Annotated in this window: 22 protein-coding genes and 1 riboswitch; of the genes, 6 read left to right on the plus strand and 16 right to left on the minus strand. The window is 76.0% G+C overall.

Going from position 1 to position 22,202, the window contains the following annotated elements:
• Nucleotides 1–15: 15 nt before the first annotated feature.
• The gene (locus GC089_RS16915; protein WP_155378615.1) at nucleotides 16–1,113 is read right to left on the minus strand and encodes a thiamine ABC transporter substrate binding subunit; all 1,098 of its coding nucleotides are present in this window, start codon (nucleotides 1,111–1,113) and stop codon (nucleotides 16–18) included.
• Nucleotides 1,114–1,180: 67 nt separating this feature from the next.
• Nucleotides 1,181–1,301, minus strand: a riboswitch (TPP riboswitch).
• 113 nt (nucleotides 1,302–1,414) lie between these two features.
• On the opposite strand from GC089_RS16915, the gene GC089_RS16920 reads away from it, so the two are divergent.
• The gene (locus tag GC089_RS16920; protein WP_155378616.1) at nucleotides 1,415–1,693 is read left to right on the plus strand and encodes a DUF4235 domain-containing protein; all 279 of its coding nucleotides are present in this window, start codon (nucleotides 1,415–1,417) and stop codon (nucleotides 1,691–1,693) included.
• Between the two features lie 18 nt (nucleotides 1,694–1,711).
• On the opposite strand, the gene GC089_RS16925 is transcribed toward GC089_RS16920, so the two are convergent.
• Nucleotides 1,712–3,283, minus strand: a complete 1,572-nt coding sequence (locus GC089_RS16925) for a SulP family inorganic anion transporter (protein WP_370514031.1) — start codon at nucleotides 3,281–3,283, stop codon at nucleotides 1,712–1,714.
• Between the two features lie 158 nt (nucleotides 3,284–3,441).
• On the opposite strand from GC089_RS16925, the gene GC089_RS16930 reads away from it, so the two are divergent.
• Entirely contained in the window at nucleotides 3,442–3,819 is a 378-nt protein-coding gene (locus tag GC089_RS16930) for a MerR family transcriptional regulator (protein WP_155378617.1), read from the plus strand.
• A gap of 34 nt (nucleotides 3,820–3,853) precedes the next feature.
• On the opposite strand, the gene mnhG is transcribed toward GC089_RS16930, so the two are convergent.
• From mnhG to GC089_RS16970, 8 genes are all read right to left on the minus strand, one after another.
• A complete protein-coding gene (mnhG, locus tag GC089_RS16935; RefSeq protein ID WP_155378618.1) occupies nucleotides 3,854–4,294 on the minus strand; it encodes a monovalent cation/H(+) antiporter subunit G in 441 nt (146 codons plus the stop codon).
• A gap of 28 nt (nucleotides 4,295–4,322) precedes the next feature.
• Complete coding sequence (locus GC089_RS16940; protein ID WP_155379308.1) at nucleotides 4,323–4,763, minus strand: monovalent cation/H+ antiporter complex subunit F; 441 nt, start codon at nucleotides 4,761–4,763, stop codon at nucleotides 4,323–4,325.
• A gap of 5 nt (nucleotides 4,764–4,768) precedes the next feature.
• Nucleotides 4,769–5,347 carry a Na+/H+ antiporter subunit E gene (locus GC089_RS16945; RefSeq protein ID WP_155378619.1) on the minus strand — a complete coding sequence of 193 codons (579 nt, stop codon included), beginning with the start codon at nucleotides 5,345–5,347 and terminating at the stop codon, nucleotides 4,769–4,771.
• Nucleotides 5,344–6,927 (minus strand): Na+/H+ antiporter subunit D, encoded by a 1,584-nt coding sequence (locus GC089_RS16950; protein WP_155378620.1) that lies wholly within the window; start codon nucleotides 6,925–6,927, stop codon nucleotides 5,344–5,346. The genes GC089_RS16945 and GC089_RS16950 overlap by 4 nt, the downstream gene beginning before the upstream one ends.
• On the minus strand, nucleotides 6,924–7,451 hold the full coding sequence (locus GC089_RS16955) for a Na(+)/H(+) antiporter subunit C (RefSeq protein WP_155379309.1): 528 nt from the start codon (nucleotides 7,449–7,451) through the stop codon (nucleotides 6,924–6,926). The genes GC089_RS16950 and GC089_RS16955 overlap by 4 nt, the downstream gene beginning before the upstream one ends.
• A 5-nt stretch (nucleotides 7,452–7,456) precedes the next feature.
• Nucleotides 7,457–10,594, minus strand: coding sequence for a Na+/H+ antiporter subunit A (locus GC089_RS16960; protein ID WP_155378621.1), 3,138 nt, complete (start codon nucleotides 10,592–10,594; stop codon nucleotides 7,457–7,459).
• 288 nt (nucleotides 10,595–10,882) lie between these two features.
• A complete protein-coding gene (locus tag GC089_RS16965) occupies nucleotides 10,883–11,170 on the minus strand; it encodes a hypothetical protein (protein WP_155378622.1) in 288 nt (95 codons plus the stop codon).
• A gap of 77 nt (nucleotides 11,171–11,247) precedes the next feature.
• Entirely contained in the window at nucleotides 11,248–11,712 is a 465-nt protein-coding gene (locus GC089_RS16970) for a hypothetical protein (RefSeq protein ID WP_155378623.1), read from the minus strand.
• A 175-nt stretch (nucleotides 11,713–11,887) separates the two neighbouring features.
• On the opposite strand from GC089_RS16970, the gene GC089_RS16975 reads away from it, so the two are divergent.
• Entirely contained in the window at nucleotides 11,888–14,218 is a 2,331-nt protein-coding gene (locus tag GC089_RS16975; RefSeq protein ID WP_155378624.1) for a (Fe-S)-binding protein, read from the plus strand.
• Nucleotides 14,219–14,273: 55 nt separating this feature from the next.
• Here the strand turns inward: GC089_RS16975 and GC089_RS16980 are convergent, their stop codons facing one another.
• Entirely contained in the window at nucleotides 14,274–15,161 is an 888-nt protein-coding gene (locus tag GC089_RS16980) for an ABC transporter permease (RefSeq protein ID WP_155378625.1), read from the minus strand.
• Complete coding sequence (locus GC089_RS16985) at nucleotides 15,158–15,886, minus strand: ABC transporter ATP-binding protein (RefSeq protein WP_196250745.1); 729 nt, start codon at nucleotides 15,884–15,886, stop codon at nucleotides 15,158–15,160. The genes GC089_RS16980 and GC089_RS16985 overlap by 4 nt, the downstream gene beginning before the upstream one ends.
• Nucleotides 15,887–16,049: 163 nt before the next feature.
• Between GC089_RS16985 and GC089_RS16990 the strand changes: the two genes are divergently transcribed.
• Nucleotides 16,050–17,291 carry a sensor histidine kinase gene (locus GC089_RS16990; RefSeq protein WP_155378627.1) on the plus strand — a complete coding sequence of 414 codons (1,242 nt, stop codon included), beginning with the start codon at nucleotides 16,050–16,052 and terminating at the stop codon, nucleotides 17,289–17,291.
• Nucleotides 17,288–17,935, plus strand: coding sequence for a response regulator transcription factor (locus tag GC089_RS16995; protein ID WP_155378628.1), 648 nt, complete (start codon nucleotides 17,288–17,290; stop codon nucleotides 17,933–17,935). Before GC089_RS16990 ends, GC089_RS16995 begins: the two co-directional genes overlap by 4 nt.
• A 65-nt stretch (nucleotides 17,936–18,000) precedes the next feature.
• On the opposite strand, the gene GC089_RS17000 is transcribed toward GC089_RS16995, so the two are convergent.
• The 4 genes from GC089_RS17000 to GC089_RS17015 all read right to left on the minus strand — a co-directional run bounded on the left by GC089_RS17000 (nucleotide 18,001) and on the right by GC089_RS17015 (nucleotide 20,899).
• Nucleotides 18,001–18,960, minus strand: a complete 960-nt coding sequence (locus tag GC089_RS17000) for a hypothetical protein (protein ID WP_155378629.1) — start codon at nucleotides 18,958–18,960, stop codon at nucleotides 18,001–18,003.
• Nucleotides 18,957–19,601, minus strand: coding sequence for an RNA polymerase sigma factor (locus tag GC089_RS17005; RefSeq protein ID WP_230684918.1), 645 nt, complete (start codon nucleotides 19,599–19,601; stop codon nucleotides 18,957–18,959). The genes GC089_RS17000 and GC089_RS17005 overlap by 4 nt, the downstream gene beginning before the upstream one ends.
• Nucleotides 19,602–19,679: 78 nt before the next feature.
• Entirely contained in the window at nucleotides 19,680–20,654 is a 975-nt protein-coding gene (locus tag GC089_RS17010; protein WP_155378630.1) for an SRPBCC family protein, read from the minus strand.
• Nucleotides 20,651–20,899: a hypothetical protein gene (locus tag GC089_RS17015; protein WP_155378631.1), complete on the minus strand. Its 249-nt coding sequence runs from the start codon at nucleotides 20,897–20,899 to the stop codon at nucleotides 20,651–20,653. Before GC089_RS17015 ends, GC089_RS17010 begins: the two co-directional genes overlap by 4 nt.
• 135 nt (nucleotides 20,900–21,034) lie before the next feature.
• On the opposite strand from GC089_RS17015, the gene GC089_RS17020 reads away from it, so the two are divergent.
• Nucleotides 21,035–22,189, plus strand: a complete 1,155-nt coding sequence (locus GC089_RS17020) for an SLC13 family permease (protein ID WP_230684919.1) — start codon at nucleotides 21,035–21,037, stop codon at nucleotides 22,187–22,189.
• Nucleotides 22,190–22,202 lie beyond the last annotated feature (13 nt).

Consider the following 22,202-nt stretch of genomic DNA (forward strand, 5'->3'; position numbering starts at 1 on the left):
TCGTCCCCGGGTCGGTCAGCCGACGACCGTGTCGGACCAGGTCGTCAGCCACTCCTCGCGGTGCGCGTCGACGTCCGCCGGGGCGACCTCGAACGGCTGCTCCGCGAGCGGCGCCCAGCGGGCCCACTCCTCCGGCAGCTCGACGGCGGTGCTGACCGGGTAGACGTACATCGACCCGGGCAGGTCGGCCTGGACGGCGTCGGAGAGCAGGAAGTCGATCAGCTGCGCCCCACCCTCGGGGTTGTCGGCGCCCGCGAGCACGCCCGCGTACTCGACCTGGCGGAAGCACGTGTCCAGCAGCGCGCGGGTCGTCGGCTCGGTGCCGCCCTCGGGGACGGTGGCCGGCGGGGAGGACGCGTACGACAGCACGATCGGCCGCGGCCCGTCGCCGCCGCCCGCGGTGAAGTCCGTGTAGTACGCCTCGCTCCAGCCGTCGGCGACCTTCAGGCCGTTGTCGCGCAGGCCCGCCCAGTAGTCGACCCAGCCGTCCTCGCCGAACGCGCCGATCGTGGCGAGGACGAACGCCAGTCCCGGCGACGAGGTGACGGGGTCGGGCACGACGAGCAGGTCGCGGTAGGCCGGGTCGAGCAGGCTCTCGAGCGTCGTCGGCTCGGGCACGCCGTGCTCGGCGAACCAGGCGGTGTCGACGTTGACGCAGACGTCGGAGTAGTCGATCGCGGTCAGCGCGCCCTCGTCGTCGCCCTCGACCGCGTACTGCGCCGCGTCCTGCGCCGCCGGGGCCGTGACGTCGGCCGGGACGACGACGCCCTCGTCGAGCGCACGCGTCGCGAACGCGTTGTCGAGGCCGTAGACGACGTCGCCGAGGGGCGCGTCCTTGGTCAGCACGAGCTGGTTCGCCAGGGCGCCGGCGTCCGCCTGCTGCACGACCTCGACGGTCAGCCCGGACTCCTCCTCGAACTGCTCGAGCAGCCCCTCGGACAGCGCGAAGGACTCGTGCGTCACGAGCGTGACGGTGCCGGCGTCGGCGGTGCCGGTCGCGTCGTCGCTCGCGCCGCCGCCGGAGCCGACGGCCGAGCAGGCGGTCAGGGCGAGCGCGGCGGCGCCGGTCAGGCTCGTGAGCGCGAGCGCGCGCCGGGTCGTGCGGGGGGTCATCGTGTCCTCCGTCGTCGTGCGGAGGGGTCCCCGCCGACGACGCACCCGCGGGCACGACGACCGGCGGGGAAAGAGCTGCCCGACTCCCTACGCCGGTATCACCCGGATCAGGTTCGAGGGTCTGCGGTGGTCCGCACTCTCAGCGCCCGGGCGCCCGTGCGGCGCTCGACGCTCCCCTGTCGTTCACGGCCGATCCTAGTCCTGTCGCGCGGGTGGTCCGGACGCCCGTCCGGGGCCGTCGGCGCCCGCACCGGACTGCGGAGCACGGCGTGCGCCGATAGCGTCGTCCCTGGTAGCGGACATGACGCACGACCTGGGAGGACGCGTGGCGGACAACGACAAGTCGATGGTGGCGAAGATCGTCGGGATGGGCGTGACGCTCGGCGCCGTGTGGGTCGCGAACAAGGTCGTCGACACCGCGTGGGAGAAGACGAAGGGGCACAAGCCGCCGGCCGCGGACTCGACGGACGAGGACATCAAGTTCTCGGAGGTGGCGCTGGCCGCGGTGATCACGGGCGCCGTGGTGGCCCTCTCGCGCGTGCTCGCCACGCGCGGCGCGGCCAAGCTCATCGCCCGCTGACGCGCGGCCCGCGGCGCCTCAGTGGCCGGCGCCCAGGGTGCCGGCGAGGCGGTCCAGGCGGGCCCTGCTGTCCGCGTTGACGCCGACGAACTCCACCTGGGTGCCGCGGGCGGCGTAGCGGGTGCGGATCGCGTCGAGCGCCGCGACCGTGGACGCGTCCCACACGTGCGCACGGGACAGGTCGATGACGACGCGCGCCGGGTCGCCCGCGTAGTCGAAGCGGTGCACGAGGTCGTTCGACGACGCGAAGAACAGCGCGCCCTCGACGGCGTAGACGCGCGTCCCGTCGTCGTCGGACGCGTCGAGCCGCGTCACGCTCGTCAGGTGCGCGACGCGCCGCGCGAACAGGACCGTCGCCACCAGCACGCCGACGCCCACGCCGTAGGCGAGGTTGTGGGTCGCCACGGTGACCGCGACGGTCGAGACCATCACGGCCGTCTCGGACAGCGGCATGCGGCGCAGCGTGCGCAGCGAGTGCCAGTCGAACGTGCCGACCGCGACCATGACCATCACGGCCACGAGAGCCGCCATCGGCATGATCGCGACGACGTCGCCGAGCCCGACGCACAGCGCCAGCAGGAACACGCCGGCGAGGAACGTGGAGATCCGCGTGCGGGCGCCGGAGACCTTCACGTTGATCATCGTCTGGCCGATCATCGCGCAGCCGCCCATGCCGCCGAAGAAGCCGGTGACGACGTTCGCGACGCCCTGCCCCCACGACTCGCGCGTCTTGTCGGAGTGGGTGTCCGTGACCTCGTCGACGAGCTTGGCGGTCATGAGCGACTCGAGCAGGCCCACGACGGCCATGGCGAGCGCGTACGGGAGCACGATCTGCAGCGTCTCGAGGGTGAACGGCACGTCCGGGACGAGCAGCGTGGGCAGGCTCTCCGGCAGCGCGCCCTCGTCACCGACGGTCGGCACGACGATCCCGGCGGCCACGACGAGGACCGTCAGCAGGACGATCGCGACGAGGGGCGCGGGGACCACGGTCGTGAACCGCGGCAGCAGCACCATGATCGCGATGCCGGCGGCGACGAGCGCGTAGACGACCCACGGCACGTCGACGAGGTGCGTGAGCTGCGACGTGAAGATGAGGATCGCGAGCGCGTTGACGAAGCCGACCATCACCGAGCGCGGGATGAAGCGCATCAGCCGGGCGACGCCCGCCAGCCCGAGCACGACCTGCAGCACGCCCGCCAGCACCACGGTCGCGAGCAGGTACTCGACGCCGTGCTCGCGCACGACGGGCGCCACGACGAGGGCGACCGCGCCGGTCGCGGCGGAGATCATGGCCGGCCGCCCGCCGACGACCGCGATCGTCACCGCCATCGTGAACGACGCGAACAGACCCACGCGCGGGTCGACGCCCGCGATGATCGAGAACGCGATCGCCTCGGGGATGAGCGCGAGGGCCACGACGAGGCCCGCGAGCACCTCGGTCCGCAGGCGCGCCGGCGAGCGCAGCGCCGCGCGGACGGACCAGGCCCGGTCGGCCTCCGGGGGCCCGTCCACGGGCACGGGTGCGGCGGCGGGGTCGGGCAGCGGGACGGCGGACGCGGACGTGGCGTCGGGGGGCGTGTCGGCGGGCACGGCTGTCCCCTTCCGGGGTGACGAGGGGTGTCGGGACCGCGCGCGGCGTCGGGCACGGCAGGGCGAGGCGCCCTGGGGCGAGAACAACTCTACCCTCACGTGAGGGTAGGGTCGGGCGTCCGCGGGGCGAGGCCGCGGCGACCGGCAGGATGGTGCCCATGACGGACGAGCCCCCGACGACCATGCACATCGGCGCGGTCGCCGAGCGCACCGGACTGTCGCTGCGCACCCTGCGCCACTACGACGAGGTCGGCCTGCTGCGCCCGTCCGCCCGCACCGACGGCGGGTTCCGCCTCTACACCGACGCCGACGTCGAGCGCCTGCTGCTCATCCGCCGCATGAAGCCGCTCGGCTTCACGCTCGAGGAGATGGCGGACCTGCTCGCCGTCACCGACCGGATCGCGGCAGGCGACGTGGACGAGGGCGTGCGCGCGCAGCTCGCGGGCCACCTCGCCGCCGCCCGGGAGCGACGCGCCGACCTCGCGCGCCGCCTCGCGATGGCCGACGAGTTCATCGCCCTGCTCGAGGCGCGCTGACCGCACGGCGCCCCGGCGGCCGCGTCGAGGCCGGTCAGCGAGGGCCGACGACCCCGTCCGGCTCGGGCGCGTCCGGTCCCGTCGCCTCCCCGGACTCCGGGTCGTCGGTCGCGTCGTTGCCCGCGGCCCGCAGGTCCCGCGTGAGCTCGTCGACGACCAGCAGGTCGTGCCGCACCTTGCCGGTGCGGTAGCCGGCGCGTCCGACCATGTGCGCGGCGACCGGGGCGGTGAGCATCTGGAAGACCGCGACGAGGACGAGCGCCCACACCGCGCCGCCCTCGCGCAGCCGCAGCGCGAGCCCGACCAGCACGAGGATCAGCCCGAGCGTCTGCGGCTTGGTGCCCGCGTGCATGCGCGACAGCAGGTCGGGGAACCGCAGGGCGCCGGCGCCCGCCGCGAGCACGAAGAACGCGCCGCCCAGCAGGCAGACGACCGACACGACGTCCGCGACGAGGGTCCACTGCTCCTCGCTCATGCGCGCCCCCTCCCCCGGGTCGCCCCCGTCATCGGACCTCCCCCTCGGCCCCGCCGCCGTGCGACTCGGCGTCCGGCTCGTCCTCGACCGTGTCCTGCGTGCTCTCGGGCACGTGCCGGCGGCGGCGCCGCGCCTCCTCCTCCTGCTCGCGGCGGCGGCGCTCGGCCTCCTCGGCGGCGACCTCCTCGCGCGTGCGCACGCGCCCCTCGCCCTCGGGCTCGACGGACGCGAAGCGCGCGATGGTCACCGACCCGACGAACCCGACGAGGGACAGCACGACGAGGATCGGCACGACGTCGGCCCGGCGGCGCGCGGCCGCGTACAGCGCGACGGCGGCGACCATCGCCGTGACGACGATGTCGAGCGCGACCGTGCGGTCGAGCATCGACGGGCCCTTCTCCGCGCGCACGACCGCGAAGGTCGCACCGAGGGTGAGCAGCACGGCGCTGACGCCGACCACCACGTCCATCGCGGTCACCGCGCCACCTCCGCCCGGTTGCGCCCCCGACCCGGTGCCAACCCGGCCTCGGCGAGCTCCTCGTCCGACGCGAGCGCGCGCAGCAGCCGCTCCTCCTGCTCCAGCACCGAGCGCCGCGCCGCCTCGACCCCGCCCGACGTCTCGACGTCGAGCACGTGGATGTACAGCCGGCCCGTGAGCCGGTGCGCCTCGACGACGAGCGAGCCCGGCACGAGGGACACCAGCTCGGCGGTCAGCGTGAGGTACAGGTCGGAGTGGCTGCGCAGCTGCACGCACACGACCGCGCCCCGCGGGGTGTGCCGCGGCCGCAGCGCCACCCAGCTGACCTCGAACGACGCGCGCACGAGGTCGACGAGGAAGCGCCCGACCAGCACCGCCAGCGCACCCGGCCGCACACGCCCGCGCAGGTCGATCGGCGTCATGCGCAGGCCCACCGTCACCACGACGCCCAGCAGCGCGCCGTTGACGACGTTCCCGAGGGTCACGTCGCCCCACAGCAGGACCCACACGGCGGTCAGCCACAGGACGGTGGGCCACTGCGTGCGCAGCGAGCCGCGACGGGGGTGCAGGCTCACGGCTCCACCTCCACCGCGTCGTCGGAGCCGGGCTCGTCGTCGGTCTCGGCCACGTCGGCCGACTCGCCCAGCCCACGGCGGCCGTCGGGCAGGACCGCCTCGACGTAGGGCGTGCGCTCGATGAGCGTCTCGGCGGCGCGCTCGGTGTACGAGTACAGCGGACCGGCGAAGACCGTCAGCGCGAGGCCGACGGTGACCAGCGCGCCGGCGGGGACGGCCATCGTCGCGGGCACCCGGGTGCGCGGCAGCTCCTCGGGCGGCGTCTGCCAGAACGCCTTGTTCCACGCCTTCACGAGTGCGTACAGGGTGAGCAGCGACGTGACCACGGACCCGACGACCAGCGTGTACGCCAGCGGCGTGCCCACGGCGACGCCCGCCTCCAGCAGGCCGACCTTGCCGAGGAAGCCCGAGAGCGGCGGGATGCCGGCGAGGTTCATCGCGGGCACGAAGAACAGGACCGCCAGCACGGGGGCGAGCTTCGCGAGCCCGCCGAGCCGGTCCAGCGACGTCGTCCCGCCGTACCGCTCGACGAGCCCGACCACGAGGAACAGCGCCGTCTGGACGGTGATGTGGTGCACCACGTAGTAGATCGCCGCGGTCCAGCCGGTCTCGGTGCCGAGCGCGATGCCGAACACCATGTACCCGATGTGGCTGACGAGCGTGAAGGACAGGAGTCGCTTCACGTCGTCCTGCGCGACCGCGCCGAGGATGCCGACGAGCATCGTCGCGAGGGCGAGCACCATGAGCACGTCGTCGACGCGCCCCTCGGGGAACAGCAGGCTCTGCGTGCGGATGATCGCGTACACGCCGACCTTGGTGAGCAGGCCCGCGAACACCGCGGTGACCGGCGCGGGCGCCGTCGGGTACGAGTCCGGCAGCCACGCCGACAGCGGGAAGACGGCGGCCTTGATGCCGAACGCCAGCAGCAGGGCGACCTGCAGCACGAGCCGCACGCCCGGGTCGACCTCCGGCAGCCGGAGCGCGAGCTGCGCGAGGTTGAGCGTCCCGGTCGCGGCGTACACGGCGCCGATGGCGACCAGGAAGAGGATCGACGACAGGATCGACACGACGACGTAGACCGTGCCGGCCCGGATGCGCTCGCCGGTGCCGCTGAGCGAGATCAGCACGTACGACGCCGCGAGCAGGATCTCGAAGCCGACGTAGATGTTGAACAGGTCGCCCGAGAGGAACGCGTTCGCGACCCCCGCGGACAGCACGAGGTACGTCGGGTGGTAGATCGAGACGGGTGCCCCGCTCTCCCCGTCCTGCTGACCCTGCGCGAGCGAGTACAGCAGGACGCACAGCGTCACCGCCGACGAGACGGTCAGCATGAGCGCGGAGAGCCGGTCCGCGACGAGGTCGATGCCGACCGGCGCGGCCCACCCGCCGACGTCGACGACCACCGGTCCGCCGTCGGCCAGCACGAGCAGCCCCGCCGACACCACGAGCACGGCCGAGAGCGCGACGACCGTCACGATCCGCTGCAGGCGCGGGCGTCGCGCGAGCGCCAGCGTCAGCCCGGCGGCCGAGAGCGGCAGCACGACCGGCAGCGGGACGAGCCACGTCCAGTCCGTGGTCATCGCGTCACCCCCGCCGTGCTGTCCTCGTCGTCCTGCGCCGGCCCGTGGTCGACGGCACCGGACCCCGGCCCGCCGCGGTCGGTCTCGTCGCGTGCGATCGCCGCCTCCTCGGCGAGGGTCTCGCCGTCGCCCTCGGTGTCCGTGTCCTCGAAGGCGCGCTCGTCGCGCGCCGCGAGCCGGGCGATGCGGCGGTCCTCGACGTCGTCCTGCACCTCGTCGTGCCGGTGCAGCTGCCACGAGCGGTACGCCATGGCCAGCAGGAACGCGGTGAGGCCGAGCGTGATGACGATGGCGGTCAGCACGAGCGCCTGCGGCAGGGGGTCGGACATCTCCCCCTCCGCGGTCACGCCGATCAGCGGCGGTCCGCCCGCGGCGCCGCCGGCCACGAGGATGAGCAGGTTGGCGCCGTTGCTGAGCAGGGCGACCCCGACGAGCACGCGCGTCAGGCTGCGCTCGAGCACGAGGTACGTGCCGGCGGCGAACAGGACGCCGATCACGACGACGAGCGTCAGGTTCGGGCTCATGTCGATCACGGGACCACCTCCGGCCCCTGGCCGGACCCGCGCTCGACGGCGTGCCCCGCCGCGCGCGCCGGGACCGTCTCGCCGGCCGCCAGCCGCGCCAGGTCGTCGCCGCCGACCGCGTCGGCGGCGACCTCGTCCTCGCCGGACTCGGCGCGGCGGTCGATCTCGGCGCCGAGGCTGCGCAGCACGTCGAGCACGAGCCCGACGACCACGAGGTACACACCCACGTCGAAGAACAGGCTGGTCACGAGCTTCACCTCGCCCCAGACCGGCAGCGTGAACTCGAGGATCCACGACTGCAGCACCGTGCCGCCGAACACGAGCGCCCCCAGGCCGACGCCGGCCGACAGGAACAGCCCCAGGCCCAGCAGCACGCCCGGCTGCACCGGTGCGGCCTCGCCGAGCTCGTAGCGCCCGCCCGCCAGGTACCGGACCGCGAGCGCGATGCCCGTGACCAGACCCGCGGCGAACCCCCCGCCGGGCTGGTTGTGGCCGCTGAACAGCAGGTACACCGAGTACACGATCATCGTGTGGAAGAGGAGCCGCACGACGACCTCGAAGATGACGGAGCGGCGCTGGGGTGCGAGCGTGCGCCCGGCGCGCAGCCACTCCCGGGCGCGCGCGCCCGTGCCGACGCCCGCCCGGCGGGTGCCCGGGGGGCCCGGCTCGGCGTCCGCCGGCACCTCGACGGAGCCCGCGGGACGGCGGATCGCCGCCATCGGGTCGGGCACCCCGCCCCACACCGCCCGGTCGGCCGGAGCCTCCCGCTCGCGGAAGATGCGGCCGGACCGCGCGGACAGGAAGACGAGCGAGGCGACGCCGGTCGCGGCGACCAGCAGCACCGAGATCTCGCCCATGGTGTCCCACGCCCGGATGTCGACGAGCGTGACGTTGACGATGTTCTTGCCGCCGCCGAACTCGTACGCCTCCTCGGCGAAGTCGGCGGACACCGGCGCGTGCACGCGCGCGGACGGCGCGACGAGGGCGATCCCCGCGACGACGACGCCCACGGCGACGCCGATCGCGAGCCGCACGTACCGCGACAGCGCGAGCGGGCGGTCGGAGAAGTAGGGGGGCAGGCGCCGCAGCACGAGCACGAAGACGACCAGCGAGATCGTCTCGACGAGCACCTGGGTGAGCGCGAGGTCGGGGGCACCGTGCAGCAGGAACAGCCCCGCGATCGCGTACCCGCCGATGCCCAGCAGGATGATCGCCTTGAGCCGGCGCCGGGCGCGCGCGGCGAGGACCGCGGACACGACGACCACCGCGCCGAACACGGCCTGGGCGGCGTAGTCCCAGGGCCGCACGGCGTCGGGCCACGACGTGCCGGACGCGACGGCCGTCCCGACGGCCGTGCACCACGCGACCAGGATGATGCCGAGGTAGACGGGCAGCGAACCGCGCTGGGTGATCGCGGTGACGTCGGCCGCGAGGTCGTCCAGGCGGCGCATGGACCGGCGGTAGACGCGGTCGGCCTCGAGCGCGCGCGGCGCGCGTGCCTGCCAGCGCTCCACCCGGTCCCGGGCGACGAACAGCAGCGCGCCGACGCCGAGGATCGCGACCGTGAGCCAGAAGGCCGGCGTGATCCCCGCCCACAGCACCAGGTGCCCGGGCTCACCCGTGGGGTACGTCGACGCGTGCGGCAGCAGCAGGTCCTCACCGAGGCCCGGCAGCAGCGCGACCGCCACACCGAGCAGGGCCAGCACCAGCGCGGGCCACACGAGCAGCAGCGACGGGTGGGTGATCGAGGCGGGGGCCGCGGACTCCTGCCCGCCCTCGGCGAGCGACGTCGTGGTCGTGCCACCCTCGCCGTCGTCCGTCTGCGCCTTCGTCAGCACCGCCTTCTTGGTCGCGAACGCGCCCCACCACAGGCGCAGCCCGTACGCGACGGTGAGCGCCGAGCCGACGACGACCGCGACGAGCACGACCCACCCGAGCGGGTCGCCCTCCGCGTGCAGCAGCGCCTCGAGCCCCGCCTCCTTGGCGACGTAGCCCGCGAACGGCGGCAGGCCGATCATCGACGCGGTCGCGAGCGCGCCGGCCGCGGCCGTCCACGGCAGCTCGCGGCCCACGCCCGACAGGCGCCGCAGGTCACGTGTGCCGCAGGCGGCGTCGACGATGCCCACGACGAGGAACAGCGACGCCTTGAACATGGCGTGCGCGCCGAGCATCGCGAGGCCGGCGAGCGCCGCCCCCTGGGTCCCCTGGCCGACGAGCAGGACGATGAGGCCGAGCTGGCTGACCGTGCCGAAGGCGAGGACGAGCTTGAGGTCGTGCTGGCGCAGCGCCCGGTAGCCGCCCACGAGCAGCGTGCCCGCGCCGAGGACGACGACCGACCACTGCCACACCGGCTGGTCCGCGTACGCGGGGGCGAAGCGGGCGACCAGGTACACGCCCGCCTTCACCATCGCCGCCGCGTGCAGGTACGCGCTCACGGGCGTCGGCGCCGCCATCGCGGCGGGCAGCCAGAAGTGGAAGGGGACGAGCGCCGACTTCGTCACCGCGCCGGCGAGCAGGCACGCGACGCCCGCGACGACGAGCGGCCCCTGCGTCGGCGGGTCCGCGAGCAGCGCGGACAGCGAGTAGGACCCGGCCTCGTGCGCGAGCAGGACGACGCCGACGAGCATCGCCAGACCACCGGCGGTGGTCACCACGATGGCCTGCATCGCCGCGCGGCGGCTGGCCTTGCGGTCCGCGTAGTGGCCGATGAGCAGGTACGACGTCACCGTCGTCAGCTCCCAGAACACGAACAGCAGGAGCATGTCGTCGGCCGTGACCAGGCCGAGCATCGAGCCCGCGAAGGCCGTGAAGACGCCGCCGAAGCGGCCCAGGCCGGACGCGGTCGGCGTGAAGTAGGCCGAGCAGTAGACGAGCACCAGCGCACCGACGCCGCCCACGACGACCGTCATCAGCCACGACAGCGTGTCCAGCCGGAACGACAGCTCCAGACCCAGCGTCGGGATCCACTCGACCACCTCGACCGGGCCGCGCCCGTCCCGCACGGCCACGGTCTGCGCGAGCGCCCACGCGGCCGCCGAGGCGGGGGCCAGGGCGAGGATCCAGAACGCCCGGCGACCGAGCCACGCGACGAGCGCGGGCGCGACGAGGGCCGCTGCGAGGTGCACGGTCAGCAGCAGCAGCAACGTCCGGCTCTCCGTCCTGGTCGGGGGCGGTGGGCGGCAGGTGTCGATGTGGCCCGACCCGGACCGCGCCAGGGGCACGGGCGTCCGGGGACCGCCCCGGGGGGAGCCGGGCGGCCGGGTGGTCGAAGGTGCGGCCATGCGCGGCGACGCGGGAGCGCCGTCGTGATGGGCAAGGGAGCACCAGCACTCTATCAAGCGCTCGTCGTGCCGCCGGTCCTGCGCTCACCCGCCCGGGTGGACGCGTTCGCGCTGGTGGGGGCTGTGGACGGGTCGTACCGCCCCCGCGGTTCAGAGCCGGATCGGCTCGCCGAGGAGCACCATCCCCGGCGGGAACTGCCCGTCCATGACGGTCTCGACCTGCCGCCGCGCCTCCTCGCCGCTCTCCGCGTGCACCTGCAGCTCGAGGGTGGTCGGGCCGGGGTCGGGGCGGCCGGCGTCCGCCTCCCCGTCGTCGACGGGGGCGTCCGGCATCTCGGCCGCCAGGCCGGAGGTCCGCAGCCGGTCCAGGAACGTGCTGCCGTCCCGCTTGGCGGTGTCGAGGTCGGGGAACGTGACGGGGATGACGAAGGTCTCCATCCGTCCATGCTCCGTGCCGTGGTCGCGACGGCAACCCGCGGCGGCTCCTCGGTCGCCGTGAGCGGCCCGCCCGGCCGTCAGGGCCAGGTGATCGGCAGGTTGCCGAACCCGCCGCCGCGGGGCAGGGCGGTCAGCGGCGACGTCCGGACCTCGCGGCCGTCCTCCAGCCAGCGCGCCTGGTCCGCGAGCAGCTCGAGGGCGCTGCCGTGGTCGCGGACACGGCGCCACCGCAGGTCGGCCGCCAGCTCGCGGACGACCTCGGCGGACTGCGACGCCTGGTGCTGCCGGTGCACGCGGACGAGTGGCACGCGCGCACGACGCCAGCCGTTGAACCGGTCCAGCGCGAGGTCGACGCCGCGGCGGTGGACGACGAACGTGACGTAGGCGCGGTCGTCCGCGAGCACGGGGCGGATCCGCCACGTGCGCCGGGTGGGCGTCAGCAGGCCCGTGACCCGGTCGAACGTCCCGGCGACCGGGTCGCTCGCACCGGGGTGGAGCGCCCGGAGGACGAGCACGTCGTCGTCGTCGGTGGTCGCGGGCACGCACGTCCTCCCTCGCGGGTCCGGCACCGGACCGTCCGCGCCGAAAGGTACCGGACGCGGGCCGGGCACAGGACGTCGCAGCCGGCGCGACCGGGAGGCGCGGGGGCGTGCCGGGCAGGTGGACGGAGCCGAACGTCCGGCCTGCCCGTCGGCGCCGGCCGTTAGCGTGAGCGCCGTGAGCCCCCTGCAGGTCGTGTGCGTCGTGCTGGCGTCCGTCGCGACGGTCGTCGGCGTGGCCGCGTTCGCGCGCGGCGTCGTGGTGATCGTGCGGACGGTGCGGATCGGACGCGCCGCGCCCGGGCGGTCCGGACCGGCGGGCGTGCGGCTGCGCACGCTGCTGCGCGAGGTGGTGGGGCACGGGCGCTTCCAGCAGCGGCCCGCGGTGCGCGCGGCGCACTGGGTGGTCATGGTGTCGTTCCCCGTCCTGGTCGTGACGCTGCTGACGGGGTACGGGCAGCTCGTCGACCCGCGGTACGGGCTGCCGGTGCTCGGGCACTGGGCACCGCTCGAGTGGGCCGTCGAGGCGTTCGCGTGGCTCGGGCTCGTCGGCATCGCGTACCTGACGTCGGTGCGCCTGCGGGCGCGTCCGCGACCCGCGGTGCCCGTGACGACGGGCGCACGGGCCGAGGAGGGTGCGGACGCGGTCCCCCACGCGGGTGGCGAGCCGCAGCCCGTGACCGCGCAGCAGCGGCGCTCCCGGTTCTTCCGGTCGAACATGCGCTGGGCGTACGTCGTCGAGGCGACCATCTGGCTCGTCGTGCTCGCCGTGCTGGCCCTGCGGGGGCTCGAGTACGCGCTCGGGGTGCAGGACGGGGAGCCGTGGGCGTCGGCGCTGCACTTCCCGCTGACCGCGTGGTTCGGGGCGGCGTGGACCGGGGCGTCGGCCGCGACGCTCGAGGCCGCCGTGCTCGTCGTCGCGACCGTGAAGATCCTCGTCTCGATGGGCTGGTTCGTGTTCGTCGGCCTGTCACCGACGGCCGGCATCGCCTGGCACCGGTTCCTCGCGGTGGTCAACGTGTACGCGCGCCGCGAGCCGGACGGCGCCCCGGCGCTCGGCCCGCTGGCCCCGCTGCGCGGCCCGGACGGGGAGGCGCTCGACCTCACGGCCGCCGAGGACCTGCCGGACGACGTGCGGCTCGGCGCCGGCGCCGTCGAGGACCTCACGTGGAAGCAGCTGCTCGACACCGCCACCTGCACCGAGTGCGGCCGCTGCCAGGAGCAGTGCCCGGCCTGGGCGACCGGGAAGCCGCTCAACCCCAAGCTCGTCATGACGGCGCTGCGCGACCACGCCGCCGCCACCGCGCCCTACGTGACGGCGGCGCGGGCCGCGGGGGCGTCCGCCGAGGCCGCGGCCGACCCGCACCTGGGCCTGGACCTCGTGGGCGCCGGCGTGATCGACCCGGACGTGCTGTGGTCCTGCACGACGTGCGGCGCGTGCGTCCAGCAGTGCCCGGTCGACATCGAGCACGTCGACACGCTCGTGGACGTCCGGCGCTACCAGGTGCTCATGGAGTCGGCGTTCCCCGCCGAGCTCGGCGGCACGTTCACGAAGATGGAGCGCCGCGGGAACCCGTGGGGCCTGCCGGCGCGGCAGCGGCTCGACTGGGCGAAGGGGCTGCCGTTCGACGTGCCGGTCGTCGGCGCCGACGTGGAGTCGGCCGCCGACGTCGACTACCTGTTCTGGGTCGGCTGCGCCGGGGCCTTCGAGGACCGGGCGAAGCGCACGACGCGGGCGGTCGCCGAGCTGCTGCACGTCGCGGGCGTCTCGTTCGCCGTCCTCGGCGACGGCGAGACCTGCAGCGGCGACCCCGCCCGCCGTGCCGGCAACGAGCTGCTCTACCAGACGCTCGCGACGCAGAACGTCGAGACCCTCACCGAGGCCGGTGCGCAGCGGGTCGTCGTGACGTGCGCGCACTGCTTCAACACGATCTCGCGCGAGTACCCGGCGATGGGCGGGCGGTTCGAGGTCGTGCACCACACGCAGCTGCTCGACCGGCTCGTCGCCGAGGGACGCCTGCGCTTCGCCCCCGGCACCGGCGACGACGGCACGGGCCGGACCGTGACCTACCACGACCCCTGCTACCTGGGCCGGCACAACGAGGTCTACACGCCCCCGCGCGACCTCGTCGCCGCGATCCCGGGCGTGGAGCTGGCCGAGATGCCGCGCAACCGCGAGACGTCGTTCTGCTGCGGCGCCGGCGGTGCGCGGATGTGGATGGAGGAGAGCATCGGCGAGCGCATCGGCACCGTCCGCGCGGCCGAGGCGGTCGCGACCGGTGCCGACGCGATCGCGACCGCCTGCCCGTTCTGCACCGTGATGCTCAGCGACGGCGTCGCCGCCGCGGCACGGGCCGCGGAGGCGGGCGAGCCGGCGCCGGCGCCGGCGGCGGGCGGCCCGCGCGGCACGGCAGCGCCCGGCGCACCCGTCGCGCGGCCGGGGGTGCCGGAGGTCGCCGACATCGCGGTGCTCCTGCTCGACCGCGTCGCGGACCGCCCGACGCGCTGAGCGCCGGACGGTCCGGCCGACCGCGCCGCGCCGGTGCGCCCCGGTGCCCGCGCCGTCAGCCCCGGCGGGTCACCGCCTCACGGCGCGCCGCGAGCAGCGCGACCGCGCCGAGCAGCACGGCGCTGCCGAGCACCCAGGCGACGTGCACCGCCACCGGCTGCGTGGCCGCCCCCGTGAACGCGGCCACGTCCGCGTCGGGCATGACGAGCCGGTACGCGAGCTGCCCGAAGTGGAACGTCGGCAGGTACGGCGCGATGTCGCCCATGACGTCCGGCAGCTCCGAGAGCGGCATGAAGAACCCCGAGGCGAACGCGAGGGGCAGGAACAGCAGGTTCGCGACGACGGTCGCCGCGCGCGGCCGCGCCAGGTACGCGATCGCGAACCCCAGGGTGCTGAACAGCAGCACGCCCGCCGTCATGAACGCCGCGAACGCCGCCCACTCCCCCGCGTCGAGCCGCACCCCGCCCGCGAGCGCCGCCAGCAGGCCGGTGCTGAGCACGATGAGCAGCGCGTGCACCGCCGCGGTCAGCGACGTGCCCGCCAGGTACACGCCCGTGGGGAACGGCGTCGCGCGCAGCGTCCGGAACCACCCGCGGCCGCGGTCCTTGGCGACGTTCTCGCCGAACGTGAACAGCGCGAGCGAGACGACGCCGTAGGCGGTGAGGGAGACGAGCATCGCCAGACCGACGCGGGTGCCGCCCGGCAGCGTCGACGACGCGTTCGGCAGCCCGAACATCGCGTAGAGCAGCACGGGCACGGCCACGGCGCCCACCGCGAACTCGGCGTTGCGGAACGACGAGCGCAGGTCGACCACGACGGCGGCGGCCAGCAGCCCGGCCCGTCCGCCGGTGGGCCGCGGGGCCGCCGCGCGCGGTGCGGGGGCGGCGGGCGCGGCGGGCCGTGCCGTGCCGTGCGTCGCGGAGGTGCGGGGTGTCGTCGTCATCGGTCCTCTCCGTCCGGTCCGGCGCTCGTGCGCTCCTGCGTGAGGGTGAGGAAGACCTCCTCGAGGTCGTCCCGCCCGTGGTGCGTCAGCTCGTCGGGGCTCGCGTCGGCCCGCACGCGACCGTCCGCGAGCACGACGACGCGGTCCGCGACGCCCTGCGCCTCGGCGAGGTCGTGGGTCGCGAAGACGACGGTCGCGCCGTCGGCGACGCTCTCGCGGGCCCGCTCCCAGAAGGCGCGGCGCGAGGCGACGTCCATCGCGGCGGTGGGCTCGTCGAGCAGCAGCAGGTCGGGGGCGCCGACCAGGGCCATCGCGAGCAGCAGGCGCTGCCGCTCCCCGCCGGACAGGGCGGTGACGACCTTGTCCGCGTGCCTCGTCAACGCGGTGCGGGCCAGCACGTCGTCGGTCCGGTGCGCGCGCGGGTACGCCCGGCCGACCAGCCCCACCAGCTCACGCACGGTCACCTGGTCGGGCAGGCCCGCGCCCTGCAGCATCGCGCCGACGCGCCCCCGTTGCGTCCCCGGCCGTCCCCCGAGCACGCGCACGCGTCCCTGCGTCGGCCGCGCGAGCCCGAGCAGCAGCTCGAACGTCGTCGTCTTGCCCGCCCCGTTCGGGCCGAGCACGGCGACCAGCTCCCCCTCCTCGACCACCAGGTCGAGGCCGTCGAGCGCCGGGACGCCCGCGTACTCCTTGTGCACGTCGTCCAGCTCCAGCACCGCGGCCACGGCGGCCCCCTTCCCTCGTCCGTCGCCACCCCCGTCGGGCGGCTGTCCGGCGTCCTCGACGCTAGGGACGGAACCGGGGGCGGCGGACGTGCCGGCGGTCACCGGACGCACCCATGACCTCCGGCACTCCCGGGCGCCGCGGGGCCCGCGCTACGGTCGCCGGGTGGACGCCGTCGGGAGCCCCACCCCTGCGGGCTCCCGCGCGGCCGACCCGCCCCGCGCGGCTCCCCGGCCGCCCGCCCCCACGCAGCCCGCCGACCGGCTGGGCGCGGGCGCCGGCATGCTCGCCGTCGTCGCGGTCGGGGTCGCCCAGGTCGTCACCGACCTGACCTTCAGCGACGCCCCGGCGGCGGCCCGGGCCGTGTGGTGGGCCGCGTTCGCGGTGTACGCGGTCGCGTTCGCCCTCGACGCCGAGCTCGTGCCGCTGCGCCGCCAGCCGCCCGAGCGCGTGCTCGTCGTCGTGCTCGTCGTCGCCGCCTCGGTCGCCTGGGTCGCGAACCCCTCCGCCGACTGGACGCCGGTGCTGTTCGTGGTCACCGCGGCGGCGGCGACCGCGCTGCTCAGCCCGTCCGGCGTCGTCGGTCTGGTCACCCTGCAGTCCCTGGTGACGGCCGTGGGCGCGGCGCTCGACGGGCGGGGGACCATCGGCGTGCCCTTCACGGTGGCGATCTACGCGTCGTTCCAGGCGTTCGCGGCGATCGTCGTGCGGACGGCCATGCGCGAGGCGCAGGCCCGCGAGGAGGCCGACGCGGCCCACGCCGCGCTCGCGGCCGTGCACGCCGACCTCGCCGCCGCGCACGCCGACCTGCGGGCGACCAGCGCGCTGCTGGGGGCGTCGAGCCGGGACGCCGAGCGGCTGCGCATCGCGCGGGACCTGCACGACGTGGTCGGCCACCAGCTCACCGCGCTCGCGCTGGAGCTCGAGATCGCCTCCCACCGCGTCGACGGGGAGGCCGCGGAGCACGTCGCGCGCGCCCGCGCCGTCGCCAAGGACCTGCTGCGGGACGTCCGGACGGTGGTCGGCGAGCTGCGCGGCGGCGCCGGGGGCCTGGAGCCGACCCTGCGCGAGGTGCTCGACCTGCCCGGCCTGACGGTCGCGCTGTCCGTCGACCCGGCCCTGCGGCTCGACGACGCGCGCCTCGTCGCGATCGTGCGGTGCGTGCAGGAGGCGGGCACCAACGCCCTGCGGCACGCGCCGGGCGCGACACGGCTCGCCGTGCGGGTGCGGCGGGAGGGCGACGACGTCGAGGTCGACGTGCACGACGACGGCCCCGGCGCGCTCGCGTGGGAGCCCGGGCACGGGCTGCGGGGGATGCAGGAGCGCGTCGCCGCGCTCGGCGGGACGCTCGCCGTCGACCCCGGCCCGGGCCGGGGGTTCCGGGTCACCGCGCGGGTGCCGGCGTGATCCGGGTCGTGCTGGTCGACGACCAGACGCTGGTCCGCCAGGGGGTGCGGGGGCTGCTCGCGCTGACCGACGCGGTCGACGTCGTGGCCGAGGGGGCCGACGGCGACGAGGCGCTCGCCCTGGTCGCCGAGCACCGTCCGGACGTCCTGCTGCTCGACCTGCAGATGCCGCGCCGGGACGGGATCGCGGTGCTGGAGGCGCTGCGGGAGGCGGACGACCCGACGCCCGTGCTCGTGCTGACGACCTTCGACGACGACGCGCTCGTCGCGCGGGCGCTCGGGGCTGGCGCGCGCGGCTACCTGCTCAAGGACGTCACGCTCGACCAGCTCGTCGACGCGGTGCGGCGCGTCGCGGGCGGCGAGCGCCTGTGGCAGCCGGCGGTCACCGACCGGCTGCTGCGCGCGCTGCTCGACCGACCGGCCGCCGTCGACGGCATCGACCGTCCCGACCCGCTCACCGCGCGCGAGCTCGACGTGCTGCGGCTGCTCGCGGCGGGCTGGTCGAACCGCGAGATCGCGGACTCCCTGCACCTCGCGCCCGGCACGGTGAAGAACCACGTGTCCGCCGTGCTGCTCAAGCTCGGCGTGCGGGACCGCACGCGCGCGGTGCTGCGGGCGCTGGAGCTGGGGCTCCTGGGGTCCTGACGCGGGCGCGGCCGGGTCGGCCGTGCGCGGGCGCGGCGCCGCGGTGGGCGCCGCGCCCGGCGGCGTCACGGCCGGGGACCCCGCAGCGTCACCAGGATGCTGCCGCCCACCTCCATGTCGACGGTCGTGCAGTCGGCGTCCGGGTCCTCGATCGCGGTCGTCGGCCAGTGGTGCTCGAAGCCGAGCGCCTCGTCGGCGACGGCGACGGCCGCGTCGAGGTCGAGGCACCGCTGCGCGACGCCGGCGCGCAGGGCGTCCCGGACGGTGGCCACCGGGCCTCCCGGCGTCGCACCCCCCTCGGACGACGACGCCGACGGGCCCGTGACGACGCGGACGGTCCGGGTCGCCGGCTCGACGAGGACGCCGGCGCAGGCCTCGGGCGCGCCCCCGCTCGCCGTGACCGGCGCGACCTCCCAGTCCACGCCCAGCCGCTGCGCGTCGGCCCGCACCAGCGCCGTCGCGTCCTCGACGCTCGTGCACCCGGCCCCGAGCCCGTCGACCACGTCGTTCGCCCGCGCCTGGAGCTCGCGCAGCGCGACGCTCTCCGACCAGTCGTCCTGGACGCGCGCCCCGTCCGGGACCTGCCCGGCGGGGGCGACCCACAGCTGGTCGGCGTACCAGAACGCCACCGGGTCGGTGATCGCCGGGAGCCCGTTCAGGCGCTGGTACTCCTGGCAGTCCGGCACGGGGTCGCCCGTGAGGAGCGGTCCGCTCGCGACCGGCTCGTCCTGCGTCGGGCCCACCCACGTCGTCGCGCACTTGACGCCGTCGGAGACCCCCTGGCTGCTCTGGACGTACCACTGCTGGTAGCCCGCCCACGCCGCCCCGGCTCCCACGAGCCCGGTCGCCAGCACCGCGGCCAGCAGCCCGCGCCGCAGCCCGCGCCGCCCCGCCGGCCGTGCGGCCGTCGTCGTCCCGTCCGTCGCCATGATCGCCTCGCTCATCCCGCGCGTGTCCGCGTGCCGCAGGGCGTCCCGGCCCGCCGGGTCGGCGGCCCTCAGCCGGCCGATCAGGTCGTCGCTCATCGCGCCTCCTCGGTCACCGGACGGGCGACCGCCCGTCCGGACAGGACGTGTCCGGTCCTCGCGTCGCGTCGCACTGCCTGCGGTGCGTCGCCCTCCGCCTCGAGCGCCGCGAGCTGGGCGAGCAGACGTCGTCGCGCGCGGTGCAGCCGCACCCGCACGGTCGCACGCGGCACACCGAGCACCAGCGCGATCTCGTCGCGCGCGAGCTCCTCCCAGGCCACGAGGCGCAGCAGCTCGCGGTCGTCGGGTGCGAGCCGGTCCAGGGCCGTGAGCAGCACGGGGTCGGCCGGCTCGGGCGGCGGCGCGACCTCCTCGAGCGAGGACCGCAGCCGGTCCGCGAGCGCGAGCCTGCGCCGCTCGCCCCGGTAGTGGTTGGCCAGCACGCGGCGCGCCACGCCGAACAGCCACGGGCGCGCCTGCGCGTCGCGCGGGACGTCGTCGAGCCGGCGCCAGGCCACCAGGTAGGTCTCGGCGACGACGTCGGCGGCGTCCGCCGGGTCCGCGACGCGCCGCACGGCGTAGGCGAGCAGCGCGTGCTGGTGGGCCTCGAACAGGCGGACGAACCGGGCGCGGTGCGGGTCGTCGGCCGTCGCGGGGTCGGGCGGCCCGGTGCGCGGGGGGCCGGACGGGTCGGTGCTCACGGCGCTCCTTCCGGAGGGAGGACGGTCACCTTGCACGTGTCCGGCACCGCCCGGGGCGTTGCACCCGCCGCTGCGGTGTCAGCGCAGCGCCCGGGCGATCCCCGCGTGCTTGGCCAGCAGCATCTGGCCCCAGGCCAGCCGGGCGACGGGACGCAGCAGCAGCCCCACGGCCGCGCGCCAGCCGCCCGTCCCGAGCCAGCGGACGGTGAGGTCCACGCGCGTGCCGCCCCCGGACGAGGTGAGCGCGACCGCCAGGCGCTGCACAGGCTCGCCGCCGGGCCGGTCCGGACGGCGCAGCTCCCACTCGACCAGGCGCCCTTCCTCCCGCGCGACGGGGACGACCTCCTGCCGCTCGAACCCGGGCGGCACGGGCTTGGCGCCCTCCGCCTCGCCGACCAGCGTCGCGACCAGGACGCCGTCGGCCCGCTCCTCGACGGACGCGTACCACGGGTCCCACGCGGTGCGGCGCGCCGGGTCGGTCACCAGCGACCAGACCTCGGCGGGCGACGCCGGGACCCAGCCGCGGCGGGTCACGGTGCGCCACGGGCGCGGGTCCGGGCTGAACAGGGCACCGGCGGGCGCGGTCGCCGTGGGGACCCACGCGTCGAGCGCGGTCAGGACGCGCTCCGCGTCGAGCCCGAGCACGGCGAGCACCTCCACCACGAACCCGCTGGGCTCGCGCACGAGGTCCTGCAGGATCCGGCGGTCGTCGGCCAGGCGCACGTCCCACTGGCCCGCCGTGAGCACGCGGTCGGCGCGCGGCGACCACGGCAGCCCGCCTCCCGTGCGGGGCAGCGTGCGCGGCTGGGCCGGCGGCGCGGGCACGCCGGCGCGGGCGAGCCGGTCGGCGTGGACCTGCGCGACGGCGGACCGCGCGCGGTCGACCGTGACGCCGAGCGAGCGCAGCACGTCGCCCGCCGGGCCGCCGACGGCCGTGAGCGCGACGAGCAGGTCGTCGAGCTCGAGCTCGGCGTGCCCGACGCGGTAGGCCTCCTCGGTGGCCGTGACGACGATCTGCTGCGAGAGGACGACGGCGTCCGTCAGGCGGCTCATGTGCGGTTCCTCCGGGGGACGGCGATGGTCGGGTCGATGCGCCTGGCGTACTTCTTGTGCACGGCCTGCCGCGTGACGCCGAGGGCGTCGGCGACCTCCTGCCAGCTCATGCCGGCGCGCAGCGCGGCCTCGACCTGGCGCAGCTCGTAGGACTCGACGAGCACCCGCAGCGAGGACACGGCCCGCAGGCCGGTGAGCGGGTCGGACGTGTCGCTCGCGGCGACCGCCACGTCGGGCTGGTCCACGCGTGTCAACCTAGGTTGCTCAACACGCGCTTGTCAACGCTTGTTGCTCAGGGTGCGAGCGCCGCGGACGGCGCCGGCGTCGGGGCGCCCGGCGGCCGCCTGCCGTAGCGTCCGCCTGTGCGTGCGGTCCGTCGGGTGCCCTGGTGGCTGGTGGCCGTCGTCGTCGGCGCCGCGCTCGTCGCGACCGGCGCGCTGCCGGCGGCCGACGCGCACGACCTTGTCGAGCGCACCGGCCCGGTGCTGCTGTTCCTGGCCGCGCTCACGGTCGTCGCCGAGCTCTGCTCCGGCGCCGGGCTCTTCGACGCCGCGGCGGCGGCGACGTCCCGGCTCGCCCGCGGCCGACGCCCCGTGCTGTGGCTGCTCGTCGTCGTGCTCGCGACCGTGTCCACCGCGGTGCTCTCCCTCGACACGACGGCCGTGCTGCTGACGCCCGTCGTCGTCGCGCTCGCCCGGCGCACCGGCTCGGACCCGCTGCGGTTCGCGCTCGTCGTCGTCGCCCTCGCGAACACGGCGTCGCTCGTCCTGCCGGTCTCCAACCTGACGAACCTGCTCGCCGACCGCGCGCTGCGCGCGACCGGCGCCGACTACCTCGCCCTCATGTGGGCGCCCGCGCTGACCGCGGTCGTCGTCACGGTGGCCCTGCTGGCGCTGCGGGACCGCCGGTCCGTCCGCGGTCGGTACGGCGCCGCGCCGGGACGCCCGGTGCCGGACCGGCCGCTGCTGGTCGTCGCGGCCGTGACGACGGTGCTCATGGCGGCCGCGTTCGTGGCCGGCGTCGAGCCCGTGGTCGCCGGTGCCGCGGCCGCGGCCGTGCTGGCGGTCGCCACCGCGGTGCGCCGCCGACCGTGGCCCGCTCCCCCGGCCGACCTCGTGCCGTGGCGCACGCTGCTCGTCGTCGCCGGGCTGTTCGTCGTCGTCGAGACGCTGCGGGTGCACGGCGGGGCCGCGCTCGCGGCGGGGGCCGCCGGGGACGGGCACGGGATCGGCGACCTGCTGCGCCTGGCCGCGACGGCCGCGCTCGCGTCGAACGTCGTCAACAACCTGCCCGCGTACCTCGCGCTGGAGCCGGCCGCCGCCGGCGAACCGCTGCGGCTCGCGGCGCTGCTGGTCGGCACCGGGGCCGGGGCGGTCCTCACGCCGTGGGGCTCGCTCGCGACCGTGCTGTGGTGGCAGCGCTGCCGGGCGCTGCTGCTGCACGTGCCCGCGGGGGTGGTCGTGCGCCAGGGACTGCTGCTCGCGGCCCCGGTCGTGGCGGCGTCCGTCGCGGCGCTCGTCGCGGCGTCCCGCTGAGCGCCGCGACGCC

Origin of the sequence: Cellulomonas sp. JZ18 (assembly GCF_009720485.1) — a bacterium.
Lineage (GTDB): Bacteria > Actinomycetota > Actinomycetes > Actinomycetales > Cellulomonadaceae > Cellulomonas.